General features: G+C 68.3%; 16 protein-coding genes, 1 tRNA gene and 1 pseudogene. 8 read left to right on the forward strand and 10 right to left on the reverse strand.

The genetic code is table 11. The features are described 5' to 3' along the window. Positions 1-489 (reverse strand): 3,4-dihydroxy-2-butanone-4-phosphate synthase (locus R3F55_18905; GenBank protein MEZ5669464.1); only part of this gene is annotated, 489 nt, incomplete at its 3' end. Positions 490-715: 226 nt separating this feature from the next. On the opposite strand from R3F55_18905, the gene R3F55_18910 reads away from it, so the two are divergent. Continuing rightward, the gene (locus tag R3F55_18910; protein MEZ5669465.1) at positions 716-2,887 is read left to right on the forward strand and encodes a malate synthase G; all 2,172 of its coding nucleotides are present in this window, start codon (positions 716-718) and stop codon (positions 2,885-2,887) included. Between the two features lie 116 nt (positions 2,888-3,003). On the opposite strand, the gene R3F55_18915 is transcribed toward R3F55_18910, so the two are convergent. Then, positions 3,004-4,356, reverse strand: a complete 1,353-nt coding sequence (locus tag R3F55_18915; GenBank protein MEZ5669466.1) for a helix-turn-helix domain-containing protein — start codon at positions 4,354-4,356, stop codon at positions 3,004-3,006. Between the two features lie 29 nt (positions 4,357-4,385). On the opposite strand from R3F55_18915, the gene R3F55_18920 reads away from it, so the two are divergent. After that, positions 4,386-4,910 carry a MarR family transcriptional regulator gene (locus R3F55_18920; GenBank protein ID MEZ5669467.1) on the forward strand — a complete coding sequence of 175 codons (525 nt, stop codon included), beginning with the start codon at positions 4,386-4,388 and terminating at the stop codon, positions 4,908-4,910. A gap of 70 nt (positions 4,911-4,980) precedes the next feature. Then, complete coding sequence (locus R3F55_18925; GenBank protein MEZ5669468.1) at positions 4,981-5,649, forward strand: DUF4166 domain-containing protein; 669 nt, start codon at positions 4,981-4,983, stop codon at positions 5,647-5,649. Here the strand turns inward: R3F55_18925 and R3F55_18930 are convergent. Further along, positions 5,646-6,212, reverse strand: a complete 567-nt coding sequence (locus R3F55_18930; protein ID MEZ5669469.1) for a hypothetical protein — start codon at positions 6,210-6,212, stop codon at positions 5,646-5,648. The two genes, R3F55_18925 and R3F55_18930, sit on opposite strands and share 4 nt — an antisense overlap. Before the next feature lie 140 nt (positions 6,213-6,352). Here R3F55_18930 and R3F55_18935 point away from each other — a divergent pair, with 140 nt between their 5' ends. Continuing rightward, positions 6,353-7,117, forward strand: a complete 765-nt coding sequence (locus R3F55_18935; protein ID MEZ5669470.1) for an SDR family NAD(P)-dependent oxidoreductase — start codon at positions 6,353-6,355, stop codon at positions 7,115-7,117. Positions 7,118-7,176: 59 nt separating this feature from the next. Here R3F55_18935 and R3F55_18940 read toward each other — a convergent pair whose 3' ends face one another. The 5 genes from R3F55_18940 to R3F55_18960 all read right to left on the reverse strand — a co-directional run bounded on the left by R3F55_18940 (position 7,177) and on the right by R3F55_18960 (position 13,634). Continuing rightward, positions 7,177-7,563, reverse strand: a complete 387-nt coding sequence (locus tag R3F55_18940; protein ID MEZ5669471.1) for a response regulator — start codon at positions 7,561-7,563, stop codon at positions 7,177-7,179. Between the two features lie 257 nt (positions 7,564-7,820). Then, positions 7,821-10,346 (reverse strand): PAS domain S-box protein, encoded by a 2,526-nt coding sequence (locus R3F55_18945; GenBank protein ID MEZ5669472.1) that lies wholly within the window; start codon positions 10,344-10,346, stop codon positions 7,821-7,823. A gap of 8 nt (positions 10,347-10,354) precedes the next feature. Beyond that, positions 10,355-11,074: a PAS domain-containing protein gene (locus tag R3F55_18950; protein ID MEZ5669473.1), complete on the reverse strand. Its 720-nt coding sequence runs from the start codon at positions 11,072-11,074 to the stop codon at positions 10,355-10,357. Positions 11,075-11,217: 143 nt separating this feature from the next. Beyond that, positions 11,218-12,768 carry an ATP-binding protein gene (locus tag R3F55_18955; protein MEZ5669474.1) on the reverse strand — a complete coding sequence of 517 codons (1,551 nt, stop codon included), beginning with the start codon at positions 12,766-12,768 and terminating at the stop codon, positions 11,218-11,220. Beyond that, a complete protein-coding gene (locus R3F55_18960) occupies positions 12,765-13,634 on the reverse strand; it encodes a PAS domain S-box protein (protein ID MEZ5669475.1) in 870 nt (289 codons plus the stop codon). Before R3F55_18960 ends, R3F55_18955 begins: the two co-directional genes overlap by 4 nt. A 348-nt stretch (positions 13,635-13,982) precedes the next feature. Between R3F55_18960 and R3F55_18965 the strand changes: the two genes are divergently transcribed. Then, complete coding sequence (locus R3F55_18965) at positions 13,983-15,407, forward strand: FAD-binding oxidoreductase (GenBank protein MEZ5669476.1); 1,425 nt, start codon at positions 13,983-13,985, stop codon at positions 15,405-15,407. Positions 15,408-15,439: 32 nt separating this feature from the next. Here the strand turns inward: R3F55_18965 and R3F55_18970 are convergent. Further along, a tRNA-Met gene (locus R3F55_18970) sits at positions 15,440-15,516 on the reverse strand. 276 nt (positions 15,517-15,792) lie between these two features. On the opposite strand from R3F55_18970, the pseudogene R3F55_18975 reads away from it, so the two are divergent. The 3 genes and pseudogenes from R3F55_18975 (at position 15,793) to R3F55_18985 (ending at position 17,552) form a co-directional block, all read left to right on the forward strand. After that, positions 15,793-16,482: pseudogene (locus R3F55_18975) on the forward strand (alkaline phosphatase D family protein). Positions 16,483-16,655: 173 nt separating this feature from the next. Then, the gene (locus R3F55_18980; protein MEZ5669477.1) at positions 16,656-16,985 is read left to right on the forward strand and encodes a hypothetical protein; all 330 of its coding nucleotides are present in this window, start codon (positions 16,656-16,658) and stop codon (positions 16,983-16,985) included. 108 nt (positions 16,986-17,093) lie between these two features. After that, complete coding sequence (locus tag R3F55_18985; protein MEZ5669478.1) at positions 17,094-17,552, forward strand: hypothetical protein; 459 nt, start codon at positions 17,094-17,096, stop codon at positions 17,550-17,552. A 14-nt stretch (positions 17,553-17,566) separates the two neighbouring features. Here R3F55_18985 and R3F55_18990 read toward each other — a convergent pair whose 3' ends face one another. Beyond that, on the reverse strand, positions 17,567-19,084 hold the full coding sequence (locus R3F55_18990; protein ID MEZ5669479.1) for a hypothetical protein: 1,518 nt from the start codon (positions 19,082-19,084) through the stop codon (positions 17,567-17,569). Between the last annotated feature and the right edge of the window lie 17 nt (positions 19,085-19,101).

Consider the following 19,101-nt stretch of genomic DNA (forward strand, 5'->3'; position numbering starts at 1 on the left):
CTCGGTGTGGCCGGCCCGCTCCAGCACCCCGCCGTCGCGGGCGAGCAGCGGAAAGATGTGGCCGGGGGTGACGATGTGCGCCGGTCCGCTGTGCGGATCGATTGCGGCGGCGATCGTGCGGGCGCGGTCGGCGGCGGAAATGCCGGTGGTGACGCCGTGCCGCGCCTCGATCGACACGGTGAAGGCGGTGCTCAGCCTCTCGCTGTTGCTGCGCTGCATCAGCGGCAGGCCCAGCCGGTCGACCTGCGCGCGCTCCATCGCCAGACAGATCAGCCCGCGGCCGTGCTTGGCCATGAAGTTGACCACCTCGGCGGTCGCCATCGACGCCGGTATGACCAGGTCGCCTTCGTTCTCGCGATCCTCCTCGTCGACCAGGATGAACATCCGGCCGGCGCGGGCCTCGGCAACGATCTCCTCGGTGCTGGAAATGTAGCCGCCGATGTCGTCGACGATGCCGCCGGATGTCTGCCTGTCGCCCGGTCGCTGCATGATGGCGGTCCCTGCTTCGCGGTTCTCGGCGCCAATATGGCGCTGCCGCCGGCCCCCGTCGACCCCGGCGCCGTCGATTCCGCGATGCCATTCGCCGCATGGCGGAAGCCGGCCGCGACGCCCCGCGATAGCGGGTCGCGCGGGGCGGACCATGCGTCTATAACGCAGGCGAAGCTCGGGCCGCGGCAAGCGGCCCGCAACGACAGGACCGGGGGAAGAGGAAACGATGACGGATCGGAAGCGGATCGGCAGCCTGGAGGTCGCGGCGGACCTTGTCGCCTTCGCCAACGAGGAGGCCCTGCCGGGCACGGGCGTGTCGGCCGACGTGTTCTGGGCGGGGCTCGATGCCTTGGTCCACGATCTCGCCCCGAAGAACCGCGCCCTGCTGGCGAAGCGCGATACGATCCAGGCCGAGATCGATGCCTGGCACCGGGAACGGCGCGGCAGGCCGATCGACATGGCGGCCTACAAGGCCTTCCTGACCGGCCTCGGCTATCTGGTGCCGGAGGGCCCGGATTTCGCCATCGAGACCACGAACACCGATGCGGAGTTCGCCCGCATCGCCGGCCCGCAGCTGGTGGTGCCGGTCAGCAACGCCCGCTATGCGCTGAATGCCGCCAACGCCCGTTGGGGCAGCCTCTACGATGCGCTGTACGGCACCGACGCGATCCCGCAGGAGGACGGGGCCGAGATCACGGCGGCCTATAACCCGGCGCGCGGCGAGAAGGTGATCGCCTGGGCGCGCGCCTTCCTGGACCGGGTCGCGCCGCTGGCGGACGGCAGTCACGCCGATGCCACCGGCTATCGCGTCGTCGGCGGCAGCCTGGCGGTGGCGCTGGGCGGCCACGAGACCGGGCTGGCGGAGCCGGGCAAGCTGGCGGGCTATCGCGGCGATGCCGAGGCGCCGAGCGCCGTGCTGCTCGCCAACAACAACCTGCATGTCGAGATCGTGGTCGACCGCAGCCACCCGATCGGCAAGGACGACAAGGCGGGCGTCGCCGACCTGACGATCGAATCGGCGGTGTCGACCATCATCGACTGCGAGGATTCGGTCGCCGCGGTCGACGCCGCAGACAAGGTCCACGTCTATCGCAACTGGCTGGGCCTGATGCGCGGCGACCTGGTCGAGCGCTTCGAGAAGGGCGGCAGGACGATCACCCGCGCGCTGAACCCGGACCGCGAATACACCGCACCCGACGGCAAGGGCAGCGTCTCACTGCACGGGCGCAGCCTGCTGCTGATCCGCAATGTCGGCCACCTGATGACCAACCCGGCGATCCTGGACCGCGACGGCAACGAAGTGCCGGAAGGCCTGATGGACGCGCTGTTCACGTCGATGATCGCGCTGCACGACCTGAAAGGCACCGGCAAGCTCCGGAACTCGCGCACCGGCTCGATCTACATCGTCAAGCCGAAGATGCACGGGCCGGAAGAGGTGGCCTTCACCGACGAGATCTTCGGCCGGGTCGAGGATGTGCTGGGCCTGCCGCGCCATACGCTGAAGGTCGGCATCATGGACGAGGAACGGCGGACCACGGTAAACCTGAAGGAATGCATCCGGGCCGCCAGGCACCGGGTCTGCTTCATCAACACCGGTTTCCTCGACCGCACCGGCGACGAGATCCACACTTCGATGGAGGCCGGCCCGTTCATCCGCAAGGGCGATATCAAGGGCGCGGTCTGGATCGGCGCCTACGAGAACAACAACGTCGACGTCGGGTTGCGCTGCGGCCTGCGCGGCAAGGCGCAGATCGGCAAGGGCATGTGGGCGATGCCCGACCTGATGGCGGCGATGCTGGACCAGAAGGTCGCCCACCCGAAAGCCGGCGCCAACACCGCCTGGGTGCCGTCGCCGACCGCCGCCACCCTGCACGCCACCCACTATCACGCCGTCGACGTGGCGGCGCGACAGGCGGAGCTGGCCGCACGCACGCCGGCGAAGCTGGACGACATCCTGACCATCCCGCTCGCCGACCGGCCGAACTGGCAACCGGAAGAGATCCGGGCGGAGCTCGACAACAACGCCCAGGGCATCCTTGGCTATGTGGTGCGCTGGGTCGACCAGGGCGTCGGCTGCTCAAAGGTACCGGACATCAACGACATCGGCCTGATGGAGGACCGCGCGACCCTGCGCATTTCCAGCCAGCACATCGCCAACTGGCTGCATCACGGCGTGTGTTCGCAGGACGAGGTGATGGAGACGATGCGGCGGATGGCGGCGGTGGTCGACCAGCAGAATGCCGGCGACCCGGCCTATCGGCCGATGGCCGCCGACTTCGACGGCTCGATCGCTTTCCAGGCCGCCTGCGACCTGGTGTTCAAGGGCCGGGCCCAGCCGTCCGGCTATACCGAGCCGATCCTGCACGCCCGCCGGCTGGAGGTGAAGGCGCGCGGCTGAACCGAGCGGGGCTGCGGGGCGACCGCTGCCGCAATGACGACGGGCGACAGGTCGGAAAGCCGGACCGTGCCCATGCCGGACGTCGAAGGGTCAGCGGTTCACCGCGGCGCGCGCAATCAGGCCGCCGCCATCGGTGCGGCCTCGATGCGGCCGATGGCGCGGAAGCGGCGGCGGTACTCGCCGGGCGTCAGCCCGGTTTCGCGCTTGAACAGGCGCCGGAACGAGGCCGGATCGTCATAGCCAACGGCAACGCTGATCGCATCGGTCGGCGTCAGCGACGTTTCCAGCATCTCCTTGGCGCGTTCGACGCGGAGGGTCTGGACATAGGTGATCGGTGCCGCACCCGTTGCCTTGCGGAACCGGCGCTTGAACGTGCGCTCGGCCAGCCCCGACGCGCTGACCATCCCGGCCACGGCATTCGGCCTCGCAAAGTTCTGCTGCACCCACTGTTCGGCCTCGGCGACCGGCTCGTCGCCATGGGCGCCTGGCCGGACCATCGCGGCGTAGGGCAGCTGCCCGCAGGCGCGGTCGCCGAGCAGGTAGACCTTGGCGAGCCGGATCGCCTCCTGCTGGCCGCAGTAGCGTGCGGTCAGGTACAGGACCAGGTCCTCCCAGCAGCTGACGCCGCCGCTGGTCACCACCTGCAGGTCCGAGCCCGCCGCCACCAGCACGCGCTCGCTGTCCAGCTGCACATGCGGATAATAGGTCGCGATCGTCCGCTGGAACGCCCAATGCGTTGTCGCCGGCCGGCCGTCGAGCAGGCCCGCCTCCGCCAGCAGGATCGACCCGGAACAGACCGAGCAGATCATCGCGCCTTCCTGGTATTTCCGGCGCAGCCATGCCGTCTCCGCCGGCCAGCGGCCGCGCGGGTCTCCGTCCGGACGGATGATCAGGTCGGGCACGACCACGACCTCGGCGCCGCGATCGTCGTCCAGGGCGCAGTGCGGATCGATGCGAATGCCGCCGACGCAGGCCATCGGCATCGTGGTGCGTGCGGCAATCCGCACGTCGAAACGCACCGCCGACGCCTCGCGCCCGGTCAGCGCCGGCCAGATCACCCCGGCAGCACCCAGCAGATCATACAGGCCGTAGAGGACCGAGGCGGTCGTCTGCGGTACCGCCAGCAGGCGCAACGCGACCGCCCGCCCCTCCGCCGCCTTGGTCATGACGGAAGCCGGCTTTCGGCCGCTGCGAAAAGCGATGTCATTCCCTTGCCGTCCCCGTTCGAACCTGGCGCCCGATACATAAGCCGACCGGGCCAGGAGGTGCGTGCGCACCATCACTTCGGTCGCCGTCGGCCGCAAACCCGGTCGGATGGGTTCTCGACCCGCGATGCGCCAGATGTGGGGACTTATGGCGCCTTCGCGCCGCTTGCATTGCTGGCTCGGAATCGATTTAGCCGTGCGGCGCATGCGGTGCAAGCCTTTCTCTGAACGCAGGCCATTGACTCGTTGGCCCCGGCCTCCCATTTCTGTCATTACAGAAACAGGAGACCGAAATGGACCTGCCCGTACCGATCCGCACCTTCGTGCTGCATTGGGGCGAGATGGGAACGCGCTGGGGGGTCAACCGCTCGGTCGCCCAGATCCATGCCCTGCTCTACCTGGCGGAGCGCCCGCTGGCCGCGGACGAGATCGTCGCGGCGCTCGGCATCGCGCGGTCCAATGCATCGAACAGCCTGAAGGAACTGCAAGCCTATCGGTTGGTCGACCTCACCCACGTTCCCGGCGACCGCCGCGACCATTTCACCGCGCGTCACGATCCCTGGGACATGCTGCTGGCGATCGTCGACGAGCGCAAGCGGCGCGAACTGGATCCGGCGATCGCGATCATCCGCACCTGCGCGGCCGAAGCGGAGGCCGATGCCGCGATCAGCGCGGTCGCGCGCCGGCGCCTGGCCGACATGCAGCATTTCCTCGAGGAGCTGGACGGGTTCTACGACCGGATCCGGCGGGTGCCGTCCGGCCGCCTGCGGCGTCTGCTCAAGCTGGGCGACCGGATCATCGGGCTTCTCAAGAGCTGAGCGGCACCACTTTTTTTTGGCCAAAACTTTCTGTCAAGACAGAAACATCGGAAATATAGGAAGCCAAACGATGCGCGCCTCGATCGACATGGCAGGCACGAGCCGTTCCACCGACGCGGTCGACTTCGCGGCGCTGATCGGCCATGCGGCGTGGCACCGGCTGCACCCGGCGATCCGCCGACGGTTTCGGGTCGGCCACGCGGCCAGCCCGGTCCGCTATCCCGGCCGGTTGCGCTTCGAGCGCAACGGCGCCGGCCTCGTCTTCGCCCTGCTGTCGAAGCTGTGCGGCGGACCGCTGCCGACCGCGTGCGACCGGGAATGGCCGGCCGTGGTCACGGTCGCCGACGACGGCGCCGGCGGCGTGATCTGGGATCGGTCGATCCGGCCCGACGACGGCCCGGTCCGCACGATCCGCTCGGTCAAGCGCGTCGATTCCCGTGGGCGCCTGCTGGAATGCGTGCGCGGCGGGCTCGGCATGGTGCTGACGGTGTGCGAGCGCGACGGCGCGCTGGTCTTCGCCAGCCGCCGCTACTTCCTCGCGCTCGGCCCGCTACGGCTGCCCCTGCCGCACCTGCTGACGCCGGGGCGCTGCGAGGTGACGCACCGCGACGAGGGCGGCGGCCGCTTCCGCTTCACCCTGTCGATGCGCCACCCGCTGTGGGGCGCCACCTTCGACCAGACCGGCCTGTTCGAGGACCCCGACGACCGACCGGGCGCTGCGCCGGGCCGGCGCAGCTAGAGCAGCCGCGACATCACCGCGAGGTCACCGCGAAAGCGCTCGTTCTCGGTGTCGAAGGTGGTGGCCTGCAGCAGCTGTGCCGCCGACATGTTGGCCACCGCCTGCTGGTAGAGCGCGGCTTCGTTCGCCTGGATCGCCTGCAGCCGGGCGGAAAGAGCGGCCCGTCTGGCGTCGCGGCTGCCGACACCGTCGGCGATCGCCTCGGTCAGCGCCTCGTCCTCGTCGATCAGCGCGTCGAGCGCGGCCGGATCCTTCATGTTCGGCTGGACCACGCGCTCCATCGCGTCATGGGCGCAGTCCCGCCAGTCCTCCTCGCCGGGCCCGAGCTGGTTGGGCGGAATGCCTGCCGAGGCGTCGGGGTTGTAACCGGTTTCGATCGTGCACTGCCGGAACGCCGCGGCCAGACTCTCGCGGACCAGCTGCGGATCCTCATCGATGCCGGGCGGCGTGCCGGCACCGCAGGCGGCCGTGCCGGCGATCAGCAGAATTGCCGCACAGCCGCGGCCGAACGCCTGCAGGTTGGCCCTGCCGCCGACCCGCGGCAGGCGCGCATGTGTCGTCATGTCCCCTCTCCTCGCTGCGGTCCGGTCTGCGGCAGCGCCAGTGCACCCGACATTCAGGGTCGCTTCGGCGCGCCGCAGTAGCCTCCCCGCGCCATCTTGGGTATCACACTCCGCATCCGAAAAAACGAGGAAACGCGTTCATGTTTGAGGAGTTCAAGAACAAGGTCGTGCTGATCACCGGCTCCAGCACCGGCATCGGTGCGGCGGCCGCGCTGGCCTTCGGCCGCTACGGCGCGCATGTGGTGGTCCACTATGCCCGCAGCGCCGACAAGGCCGAGGCCGTCGCCGAGAAGATCCGGGCGATGGGCGCGCAGGCGACCGTGATCGGCGGCGACATGGCGGTCGACGGCGGCGCCGAGGCGGTGGTGCGCGACGCGATCGCCAAGGCCGGCGATCTGCATATCCTGGTCAACAACGCCGGCCACATGGTCGAGCGCCGGCCGTTCGCCGACTACACCGACGCGGCCTTCGCCCATGTGGTCAACCTGAACGCGCGTTCCGCCGTGGCTGCCAGCGCGGCGGCGCTGCCGCAGTTCAAGAAGAACGGCCGCGGCAACATCATCCATGTCAGCTCGATCGCCGCGCGCAACGGCGGCAGCGGGGGTGCCGGCTTCTACGCGGCGACCAAGGGCTTCGTCAGCACGATGACCCACGGCATGGCCCGCGAATTCGCGCCGTTGAACATCCGGGTCAATGCCGTCTCGCCGGGCGTCATCCTGACCCCGTTCCACGAGATGTACTCCAACGAACAGCAGCTGGCCGCGGCCAAGGCAACGATCCCGATGGACCGGCTGGGCGTGGCGGAGGACTGCGCCGGCACGTTCCTCTACCTCGCCAGCGATGCCATGAGCGGCTATGTCACCGGCCAGGTGATCGAGGTCAACGGCGGCCAGTACATGCCGTAGCGTTGGGCGCTCGCCTGGCGGCGCATCGGCCGCAGGGCGTCAGACGCGAAGTCGCCGTCCTATGCCATTTGCGCCAGCAGAGCCCGGATCTTCTCTTCGAGCGCGCTGGCCCGGAACGGTTTGGCCAGGAATCCATTGATGCCGAGGCCTTTCGCCTCTGAAATCGAACTGGCGTCGCTACGCCCCGTGACCATGAACACCCACAGGTCGGGGTGCGTGCGGCGCAGTTCCCGAACAAGGTCGGTGCCGGGCATCCCCGGCATCATCCAATCGCAGATCACGAGGTGCACGGGCTCTTCCGCTTCCGCGAGCAGCCGCTTCGCTGCGTCTGCATCGCCGGCGGCGCATACGGCGCGCACTCCCATGTCTTCGAGCATCAGGACGATCAGTTTGCGGGCCTGCTCATCGTCCTCGACGACGAGGCAACTCAGATGTTCAAGATCCATTAGAACGAACGCCTTTCGGGAATAGGTGGCCTCAAAAAACACAGCTCGCACAGCTCAAATTTCATTCCTGCGATCAACCTTGGCGCGTTGAGCGAAGGGAATTGCAGTGATTGATATTTTTTGCGAGCGTTCTCTGCACGCCCCGGCTGCTTGCGACTGCATATAATGGCATTCAGGATGAAAAGCAATTCCATGGGCCAGGGTATGAAAGCCGCTTCCGGCCGGAAACCGCCGGTGCAGGCCTCTGCCACAGCGCCTCAGCATCTCGCGTACGTGCAGTTCGTCCGCGGGCATGAGGGGGCGCAGCGGTCCGTCTTGCCGACGGCGCGCATCACGACTCGGCACAGCTGGTCCGGGTCGAACGGCTTCTGCAGCAGTCCGTTGGCGCCGCTGATCAGCAAAGAATCCTCGGCGTCGAATGCGGCATGGCCCGACATGAATATGATCGGCAGCGACGGGCAAGCCGCGGAAATGCTGCGAACCATCTCGGGCCCGCTCAGGCGTGGCATGCGAACATCCGTCAGCACAAGGTCGATGCTGTCCCGTTCGCGCTCGAACAGCTCAAGCCCCGCACTGCCGTCTTGGGCTTCAATGACGGTCAGCCCGGCCTCCTCCAGCGTCATCCGGGTCAACGCCATGACCGCGGGGTCGTCCTCGACAACGAGGATCTTGGACGCTGCAGCAAAGGCAGCACACTCTTCGGCGGTGGCTTCCGCCCTGCTGTCCCTCCGAGGCGCAAAGTTGACCGGCAGGTAGAGCGTGAATCGGGTGCCGCGACCCACTTCGCTCTCCACTTCGATGAAGCCGCCGGCCACCTTGGCCGTTCCATAGACGATGGCGAGACCCAGTCCCGTGCCGCTCCCCATTTCCTTCGTCGTGAAGAACGGCTCGAAGACACGCTTCAGGGTTTCGTCGTTCATGCCGGGTCCGGTGTCGACAATGTCGATCGCAATGTGTGGCCCCTCCCGGGCTCCGTCGTGACGCGCCGCCAGCGCCGGCTCGACGTCGACAACCCTGTTGGTCACGGCGATGACGCCGTCACCGCCCATTGCCTGCGCCGCATTGCGAATCAGATTGACGATCGCCTGTGCCAACTGGGTGGGATCGATCCATGCACTCGCCTCAGGGGCCTCGATATCGACATCCAGCCTTACCCCAGGACCGACCATCTGCGACAACATCGACTCCATCTCGACGATGAGCCGGCCGATGGCGACGTTCTCGGCCTTGATCTCGCCCTTTCGTCCGAAGGCAAGCATCCGCTGGACCAGTTCGGTCGCTATCGATGCGGCCTTCGCGACTTCGTTCAGGCTGTCGACGACACGATCGCGATTGTCTATGTGGCGCAATGCCATCTGATTGAAGCCGGCAATGACGGTCAGGAAGTTGTTGAATTCATGCGCAACGCCGCTGGTCATCTTGCCCAGCGCGTCCATCTTCTCCGAGTGCATCAGCCGCTTCTGCGTCTCCAGCTGTTCCGTCAGGTCGCGTATCGCGACGACGCGTGCCGGCACGCCGTTCCAGAAGGCCGACCCTGCCGTTGCCTCCGCTTGAAAGCTGGAGCCGTCTCGGCGGAGGCAGGTCATGCGATAGCGGGAATCCACCGGCTCGCCCTTGTTGCGCGCACGCAGAGCCCGAATCATGTCGTGGAACTCGGCCGCGTAGAGCGAGAGGCTGGAATGCCCCACCATCGCCTGCGGGTGGTCGAAGCCGAACAAGGCGCACGCCGCGCGATTGACGAACCGGATCTCGTCGTCGACGTGCACGTAGACGGCGTCGGGTGAAAGCTCGAACAGACTGCGGAACAGCGCTTCGCTCTGTTTCAGCTTGGTCTCGGCGGCGACCCGCTCGCTGACGTCGCGCAGCTGGACGATGATCGCCTGGTCGTTGTGCCACGGTATCAGGCGTCCGGCGCCAAGCACCGTGAATGCGCTACCGTCCGCGCGCAGGCACTCGACTTCGCAGTTGTAAACCTTCTCCGCGTCAGGGCCGTCGGCAAGCATCCGCTGCCTGATTTCGAGAACCACCGCCCTGCCCGGCGGCGTGAACAGATCGAGAGCATCGCGGCCGGCAAGATCGTCCGGGCCGCGATAGCCGAACATGCGCGCCATCTCGGGATTGGCGTACACGATCCTTCCCCCAAGCTGGACGTAGATCGGATCCGGCGACAACTCGACCAGTGCCCGGAACCGCGCCTCGCTCTCGCGCAGGCGTGCTTCGACGTCGACGCGCTGCGTGATGTCGTGCAGGTTGACGATCGCGCCCTGCACGCCGTCCCACATTGCCGGCCGGCCGACCATCCGCACGCGCAGCGGCGTGCCATCGACACGAACGCATGTGATCTCGCATTGCGCCATGTTGTCATCGCTGACCGCTTGGCTGTCCAGCTTGTGACGCAGGCCGAGCAAGGTCTGGTGGTCGTCGGGATGGTAGAGACCAAGCGCGGAACTGCCGACCAGCGCCTGTGGGTTTTCGAAACCGAACATATCCGCCATTGCCGCGTTCGCGTAGCAGACCGTATCGCCGACGCGCACGTAGATCGGCTCCGGCGAAAGCTCGAACAGGCTGCGGAACCGCATCTCGCTTTCGCGCAGTTGCGTCTCGGCAGCCAACCGTCGTGTGAGGTCATGCATGTTCACGATGGCGGCCTGCATGCCGTCCCACGTCACGGGGCGGCCGACGACGTAGACGCGCAACTCGGACCCGTCGGCCCGCAACGCGGTCACCTCGCAACAGCTCTGGCCGGTCTCGTCGGGCGGCCCACTGTCCATGCGCTCGCGCACGCCACACATCAGCTCGCGATCGCGCGGGTGAAAGAGGTTCGAGGTGGAAAGCCCGCCATCGCCTTCGCCGTCGCATAGCCGAACAGCTTGGCCATCGCCTTGTTGGCGCAGACGATCCTGTCACGAACTCGGACATAGATCGGCTCCGGCGACGCATCGAACACGCTGCGGAAGCGCAGCTCGCTCTCACGCAGCAAACGCCGCGCCGCCCTCTGCTCGGTCACGTCCTTGGCGATGACAAGGATTGCAGCCGCGCCCTTCCACAAGACCGGGTGGCCCGTGCACTCCAGGTCCATCGACGCGCCATTCGGGCGGACAAGCCGGACCTCGAACGCACGCAAGCGCGAAATGCCTCGCCTGACCCTGGTACGCAGAGCCGCCAGCCGCCGGCGACTGGCCACATCCAGCATCGGCGATATGTCCTTCCCGACCAGATGCCCGGCTTCGGTCGCTCCGGCGAGGCGCAGCATTGTCGAATTGGCAAACGCGATTGTGTCGCCAACGATCACAAATGCGGCGTCCGGGTTCGCGTCGAGCAGGTGTCCGGCGTCGGCCAGACCTGCGCCGTCGAGACCCTCATCTTTGCCCGGCGCATTCTGATGCCGACGCGCCCGTACCGGAGCGGCCGGATGTGCAACAAGGCGCGACCGATTCTTGCTCGTCAACTCAGGCGCGCCGGAACCCGACCCCGGCTCCGGAAGCAGCATCGCCTTTTTCGACACCGGCATTTGTAAATTGATCCAGGGACGTGTAATACACGGATTACAATTGGACCATCCCAGTGAATCGTTGGTTAATTGCAAGAATTGCGCATTTTACAATCTTAATGAGTGTTACATGAACGCCGATGGCCCCGGCTGCGAACCGTACTTCACAAGGTGTCGCCCCTGCGACGCGGCTCGCCTGGCTGAGCAGCCAGGGCGCAGCGGACCTGCCGCCCGTCACCTGCGTATGAGCAGGGTGCCGATCGTGGCGCACAGATCGTCGGGATCGAACGGCTTGGGCATGAACACGGCCCGGCCGTCGAGGCAAGGTCGCCGGCGTCGTCGAACTCGGCGTGGCCCGACATGAACACCACCTTCAGGTCGGCGTGTCGCGCGCGCAGACGATCGGCCAGCTCCGGCCCGTTCATCTCCGGCATGGCCACGTCGGTCAGCAGCAGATCGATCCGGTCCGGGGCTGCCTCGAACGCCGCGAGCGCATCGCGGCCGTTCGCGGCGGGCACCACGTCGTAGCCGGCTTCTTCCAGCGCCATCTGCGCCAGCGCCAGCACCGAGGGCTTGTCCTCCGCGACCAGGATGGTGCCGCAACCGACACCGCGCCGGCGCACCGCTTCCGGCACCGCGGGCTCCCTGCGGGCGCTCTCGACCTCCGGCAGGAAGATGCGGAAGCAGGTCCCCTCGCCCATGGTGCTTTCGACGTCGATGAAGCCGCCGGCGGCCTTGACCAGGCCATAGACCACCGAAAGGCCGAGCCCGGTGCCTTCGGCCGACTTCTTCGTGGTGAAGAAGGGCTCGAAGATGTGGCCGAGCACGTCGGGCTCGATTCCGGTGCCGGTATCGCTCACCGACGTGACCACATAGCGACCCGGCTTGGCGTCCGGGTTGCGCCGGGCCGCCGCCTGGTCCAGCTCCGTCACGGCACAGACGATCGACAGGTCGCCGCCGTCCGGCATCGCGTGCATCGCGTTGATCGCCATGTTCAAGACGGCCTGGGTGAACTGGTGGCGGTCGATCTGCACCTGGGCGCCGTCGTCGTTCGCCTCGACGCGCAGACGCACCTTGTCGCCCAGCATCGGCGTCAGCATCGAGCGCACGTCGGCCAGTTGCCCGCCGATGCTCACGATCTCGAATGCGGCCTCGTTCTTCCGCCCGAACGCCAGCATCCGCTGGGTCAGGGCCGACGCCACCTTCGTCGCCTTCATCACCTCGGCCAGACAGCTGGCGACGCGCTTCGCATCGCTCGGATCGCGTTGCGCCATGTGTGCAAAGCCGGAGATGACGGTCAGGAAGTTGTTGAACTCGTGGGCGATGCCGCCGGTCATCTTGCCGAGGGCGTCCATGCGCTGGGCATGATAGAGTTGCTGCTCGGTCGCCAGCCGCTCGGTCAGGTCGCGCACCACGATCAGCCGGGCCGCCGAGTTGTTCCAGAGCAGATGCAGACCCAGGGTCTCGACGACGAATTGCGAGCCGTCGGCCCGAAGGCAGCGCAGCTTGTGCCAGATCGGACGGGTCTCGTCGTCGTATTGGCGCCGCAACTCGACGATGCGCTCCTGATCCTCCTGGATGTAGAGCGACAGGTCGGAGCGGCCGACCATGTCGTCCGGATTCTGGAAGCCGAACCAGCGCGCGACGGTCGGATTGGCGAACATGATGGTGTCGTCGACGTGGATATAGATCCCGTCCGGCGAGTGGTCGATCACATGGCGCAGCCGTGCCTCGCTCTGCGCAGCTGGCGCTCATGTTCGATGCGCTCGCTGATGTCGCGCAGGTTGACCACGATCGCCTCGCGGCCCTCCCAGCGCACGTTGCGAGCAGCCGCCTGGGCGGTGAACATGGTGCCGTCGCGGTGCAGGCACAGGGCTTCGATCCGCGAGGTGAACTTGCCGGTGTCCGTGCGCGTCGGCATCGACTTCCGCGCCTCGAGGATCGTCGCACGCGTGCTGGGATGATAAAGCGCCAGCACCGAGTGGCCGATCATGTCTTGCGGCCGGTCGAAGCCGAACATCTGGGCCATCGCCGGGTTGGCGAACAGCAGCCGGTCGTTTGCATGCACATAGAAGGCGTCGGGAAAGCCCTCCAGCAACCCGCGCAGATTGGCCTCGCTCTCGCGCAGCCGGTTCTCGGCGCGCATGCGCTCGCTGACGTCGCGCACGAAAACGAGGACGGCGCGATAACCTTCCCATTCGATCTCGACGCCGGTCGATTCGACGTCGGTCTCGCCGCCGTCCAGGCGCTGCAGACGGAACTGGAACAGCGAAGCGGTGCGGCCGTCGGCGCGGATCTGACGCCGCGCCTCGACCAGGCGGCCGCGTGCCTCCGGCGTCAGAAACGCCGAGGCACGACGCCCGACAATGTCCTCCACGCGCCGCGCGCCGGCCATGCGCACGGTCGCATCGTTGGCGTAGACGATGATGTCGTCGACATGGACGTAGGCCGCATCGAGACTGAAATCGAGCATGCGACGAAACGGCGAACTGGCCGCCTCGTCCGACATGGCATAGCCGGGTTGCACCTCTTCCGGCTCATCGAGAAACGCGATGACGTCGCCGTCCTCTTCCAGATCCATAGACATCAGCCGACTGGGCCTATTCGTGCTAACGGGACAGGGGCGCACCTGGGGACGAGCGGGTGCCGACACCCAGAATAGTCACAGAGCGTTAATCGATACTTTAAGTTGTATCGGGGGCGGCCATGACGCACCGGAACCGGCCGGCCACACGGTCGTATGCACTCGCGTCACGGAAGACCGTCCGCCGCGTGATGCACCCCGTCAGAATCCGCTTTCGGGCGCGTCGCATTCGACTAACATCCCGCTGCCGGCGCAAACGGCAGGGCCCGCACGGGATGCCATCTGCGGCTGGCGGCCCGGGTCCGGAGCAGGCCCGACGCGGCGACGGCGCAAGGGAGGGTGTCGATGGCGGCGATTTCGGCCCGGTTACGCAATGGCGGCGCGATCGCCATCGCAGACGATGCGCTTGCGGCGCTGGCGGCAGCGCTGCGCGGAAGCGTCGCGCTGCCCGGCGCTGGCGCCTATGACGAGGCCCGCACGCTGTGGAACGGCATGTTCGACCGCCGCCCGGCCTTCGCCGTCCGCGCCAGCGGTGTCGGCGACGTGATCGCGGCGGTCGCCTTCGCCCGACGCCATGACCTGCTGCTGACGATCCGCGGCGGCGGACACCAGATCGCCGGCCACGCCGTCGCCGACGACGCCATGCTGCTGGACCTGTCGCCGATGCGCTCTGTCCGCGTCGATCCGATCGTGCACCGTGCGCGCGCGGAGCCCGGGGTGACACTCGGCGATCTGGACCGCGAGACCCAGGCGTTCGGGCTGGCCGCCTCGACCGGCATCAACTCGACGACCGGCATCGCCGGGCTGACCCTCGGCGGCGGCTACGGCTGGCTGACGCGCAGGCACGGCATGACCATCGACAACCTGACCGCGGCCGACCTGGTGACCGCCGACGGCGCGTTCGTCCAGGCGAGCGCGGCGCAGAATGCCGACCTGTTCTGGGCGATCCGCGGCGGCGGCGGCAACTTCGGCGTGGTCACCTCTTTCGAGTTCGCGCTGCAGCCGGTCGGCCCGCAGGTGGTCGCGGGCCTGATCATCCACCCGATCGCGGATGCGCCGGCGCTGTTGCGCGCCTATCGCGCGCTGGCGGCGCAGGCTTCGGATGCGTTGACCGTCTGGGCAGTGCTGCGCGCCGCCCCGCCGCTGCCGTTCATCCCGGAGGCGGCGCACGGCCTGCCGATGCTGGCCTTCGCGGTCTGCCACTGCGGCGACCCGGCCGAGGCGGAACGCGAACTGGCGGCCCTGCGCGCGCTGGGCACGCCGCTCGGCAGCGCGCTCGGTCCGCAGCCCTATGTCGCCTGGCAGTCGTTGTTCGACCCGATGGCGGCGGCCGGTGCTCGCAACTACTGGAAAAGCAACGATTTCGCCAGCCTGTCCGACGAGCTGATCGACAGCCTGGTCGCGGCGGCACAGGCGATGCCGGGGCCGGAGTGCGACATCTACATCGCCCAGGTCGGCGGCGCGATGGCGCGGGTTCCTGCCGAGGACACCGCCTATCCGCAACGCGATGCGCACTACATGGTCAACTTCCATACCCGCTGGCGCGATCCGGCGGACGACGCCCGCTTCGTCGGCTGGACCCGCGACCTGTTCGCCAGAACCGCGCCGCACGCCATCGGCAGCGTCTACGTCAACTTCATGCCGGAGGACGACGAGGCGCGGGTCGCCGGCGCCTATGGCGCCAACATGGCCCGCCTGGCCGCGATCAAGCGCCGCTGGGACCCGGACAACTTTTTCCGGGCCAATCACAACATCAGGCCGGCCGGGTAGCCGCCGGTCAGTCCTGCGGGCTGGAAGGGGGATGGTGGCGGATCAGGGACTCGAACCCCGGACACATGGATTATGATTCCACTGCTCTAACCGACTGAGCTAATCCGCCCCATGCGAGGGCCGATGAGATAATGCGCCGATCATGGCGCTGTCAAGGCCGCGGCGCGGTGCGCGCGCCGCAACCGAATCATCATCGCGGCGTCATCCGACCGCAAGACAGCATCGGCAGCGTGCGGGCCTCTCGGCTCGAGCAGTGGAATGGCGGCAATGCAACCATTCCATCCCCGCCACAGACTGACCCGCCGCGGCTTCCGGCGCGCTGGCCGGCATCGGCGCCTGCCTTGTCGCCTCGCCGGCGATCGTGCGTGCCCAGGCCTCGATCGCGATGCTCAGCCACGGGCTGCAGTCGGGCGATGTCGGCACCGACAGCGCGGTGAGCTGGGTCCGCGCCGACCGCGAGGCCCGCATGCTGGTGGAGCTGTCGACCACCGAGAGCCTCGCCGAGGCCCAGCGCCTGCGCGCCCCGGCGATGCTGCCCGACAGCGACGACACAGCCAAGATGGATCTGGGCGACCTGCCGGCCGGCCAACGCATGTTCTATCGCGTCAGCCTGAAGAGCCTGGCCAACGGCGACGGCGCCCCGCGCAGCGAGTTCGACATCGTCGAGCTGCTGAAGTTCATCTAGGACAGCGCGATCGAGAACGTGGTCTGGCTGACCGCCGACGTCCACTACACCGCGGCGCACTACTACGACCCGAACCAGGCCCGGTTCCGTGACTTCACGCCGTTCTGGGAGTTCGTGACGGGCCCGCTCAATGCCGGCACCTTCGGCCCGAACGACATGGACAACACCTTCGGGCCGCAGGTGATGTTCTCGAAACACCCGAGCGAGGAACAGGGGGTCAACCTGCCGCCGTCGGCCGGGCTGCAATTCTTCGGCCATGTCCGCATCGACGGCGCCAGCCAGACGATGACGGTGACGCTGAACGACATCGAGGGCCCCAATCTCTATGCCGTCGAGCTGGAACCGCAGCGCGGCCGGCCCGGACCGGTCTGGCGCCAGGCCAGCCTCTGACATCGGCGCCGGGGCCGGGGCCCGGGTGCGGCCCGGGCCGCGGTTTCGCCCCCACCCTTCCGATTGCTTAACGCTTCTCGCCTAGTCTCCCCCGCGCACTCCGATGGTCGCGCGGCCGTCGCGGGTTGGCATCGATGCATGGCCGTAGCGGTGCACACAGGGGGACGGACATCGTGAGAAGTCGCACATCGCGCCTGCTTGGCCTGGTCCTGCTCGCCGGGTTCCTGCTCTGGCGGATTGCCGGCATGCCGGGGCTGAGCGGCGGCGAGGCAGGCGGGCTCGGTTCGGCCGGCTTCATCGGCCAGGAGCTGGAGAACGCGGCGGCGGCCGTGCAGGCCAACCACGACACCCGTACCGGGCCCGCCATCCACCATGTCGACCGGGCAGAAGCGGACGCCGCCGGGCGGGGCGACGGCGTGGGCGTGGTGCGCGCGGGCCAGCAGGCCCTGCCGGCCGACACGGAATCCATGATCGGCCGCGCCACGGTCAGGCGCGGGCAATAGCCCCGCCGGCCGCTTCACCCGTCGCGGGGCGGCGGCCGCCGGCGCCAATTTGTTAACGGGCCCGCCCCTATCCTGGTGCCGTTACCAACCGCGACCGGAGCGAGCCCGATGCGACGCTGGCACTTCAAGCTGATCGGCCTGGCCATCTCGCTGGTGCTGGTGGCGTGGCGCACCGGTTACATCCAGCTGCCCTTCGGACCGGAGCCCGGCGACGGCTGGACCATCGCCACCGCGGGCGCAGCGTCGGATGGCGACGCAGCCGGCGCCGGCTTCGGCCCGTTCGGCGCGGTGCCGCAACAGGGTCAGGTCGACCTTTCCGCCATGCTGGACCGGGTCGCGTCGATGCTGGACCAGTCGGCCGCAGCGCCCCAGCGTCAGCCGGCGGCGGCAGCGGAGATGGTGCGTGTGGCCGAATGCGTCGGCGACCTTGACGGCGCAACGACCTGTCCGGCAGCCGACCAGCCGGCTGCCCGGGCCGGCGGCACGCCGGCATTGCCGGTGGTGGTCGGCGGCGGCAACGCCAGCAACCAGGCAGCAGGCGTCACGGTCTTCCGTCCGCGCCGCTGACCCGTCCGCGGCGGTCAGCGTGTTTCGCCGTTTGCGCCCAGCCGGAACACATAGGCGTTGATCCGCAGGCTCTCCAGCCCATCGGTCATCGCAGCGACGACACCGCCGTCCGCGGTCGCCGCAACCTCGGCGAAATGCGCCAGCTCTGCCGGCTCGTCGTCCGCGACCATCCGCAGCTCGGTGCGCCAGACCTCGTTGCCGTCGTCGTCCCAATGCGCCACGAAGCCGCTGCCGCGCCGCATCGGCCTGGTTGTGAAGCCGGCGACGAACAGGCCGTCCTCGCCGTCGGGGGCGATCGCGCTGTACTGATCGAAGCCGGCGTTCCTGATCTCGTCGGTCATCGCCTCGGGTGCGGGCCGGACCGGGGCGTCGCGACGCCAAAGCTCGGCCGCCGCGGCGTCGAGCCAGGCGACGGTCCACTGCGGCGTCCCGGGCTGCGGGAAGTGCAAGAAGTGCAAAACGAAACCGTCGCCCAGCGGATGGATCGCGTAGGTGCGCTCGACCAGGTTGCACAGCGGCCCGCCTCCGACCGTGAGCCGCTGCAGGCCCACCAGCCGCTGGCCGTTGCCATCGCCATCGATGGCCAGGGTCCATAGCAGGTCATTCTGCGGTGCAGTGCCCGACATGTCCTCCACGCCGAGCAGCCTGACGCCCCCGTCCGGCAGCGCCGTCATGGCGCCCACGAAGACCGTTGCGCCCTCACGGAACTGCTCGTCGGCCCCGGTCCAGACCCAACGTTGCGTGCCGTCGGCGTCGAATGCGGCGACCACGGGCAGGTCGTCGCGCTGGCCACCCACGAAATAGCCGCCCCGGCCGTCCGGTTCGATCGCGCGCGGCTCGAAACCGAGCGCCGATGTGCGCAACGCCCCGCCGTCGTCGCCGAAGACCTGCACGCCCGGGTCGCCGTTCGCGCCGAGGCCGTCGGCCAGCACGGCAATGCCACCGTCCATGGCAGCCGCATCGCAGGCCGTACCCGGCGCGCTGCCCTCGACCACTGTCGCGCCATCCGCCGCATAGCGCCCCAGCCAGATGCTCTTTTCGCCGGCGATCCAGTCGGTGCCGACGATGACGATGTCGTGGTCGCGCAAGTTCAGCGCGCTGCTCAGGATGCGCGCCGATCCGCCGCGCAGGACTCTGCCGTCCGACGCGAAGTGAAGCCGCCATGTGCACGGCGCCGCGCAGTCGAGCGCAGGCGTTTCAGCCGCGGCGGTCGAGGCGCCGGCCGACGCCCCGGACAGCCGTGCCAGCTCGTGTCGCACCTCCCAGGGCCGGAACGAGCCGATCGGCTGGCCGGTCGCCAGCAGCACCGCCACGCTCGAGTCCGGATGCTCGGCGACGATTCGGTCGAGCTCCGCCACCGCGCGGGCGTAAAGCACGCCCGCTTCGCCCGCCGGCACCTGCCGGGCCTGCGCGGCCAATGCGATGGCCTGAACCAGCAGGCGGTTCGCTTCGGCCTCATCCGCCCGCGCAGCCGCCGGCACGGCTGAGCCGAGCGCCAGAACCGCCAGCGCCATCCTCAGCCATGCGCGCATCGCCCGTCTCCGTCCCT

It is taken from the genome of Alphaproteobacteria bacterium (genome assembly GCA_041396705.1).
Classification (GTDB): Bacteria; Pseudomonadota; Alphaproteobacteria; order CALKHQ01; family CALKHQ01; genus CALKHQ01.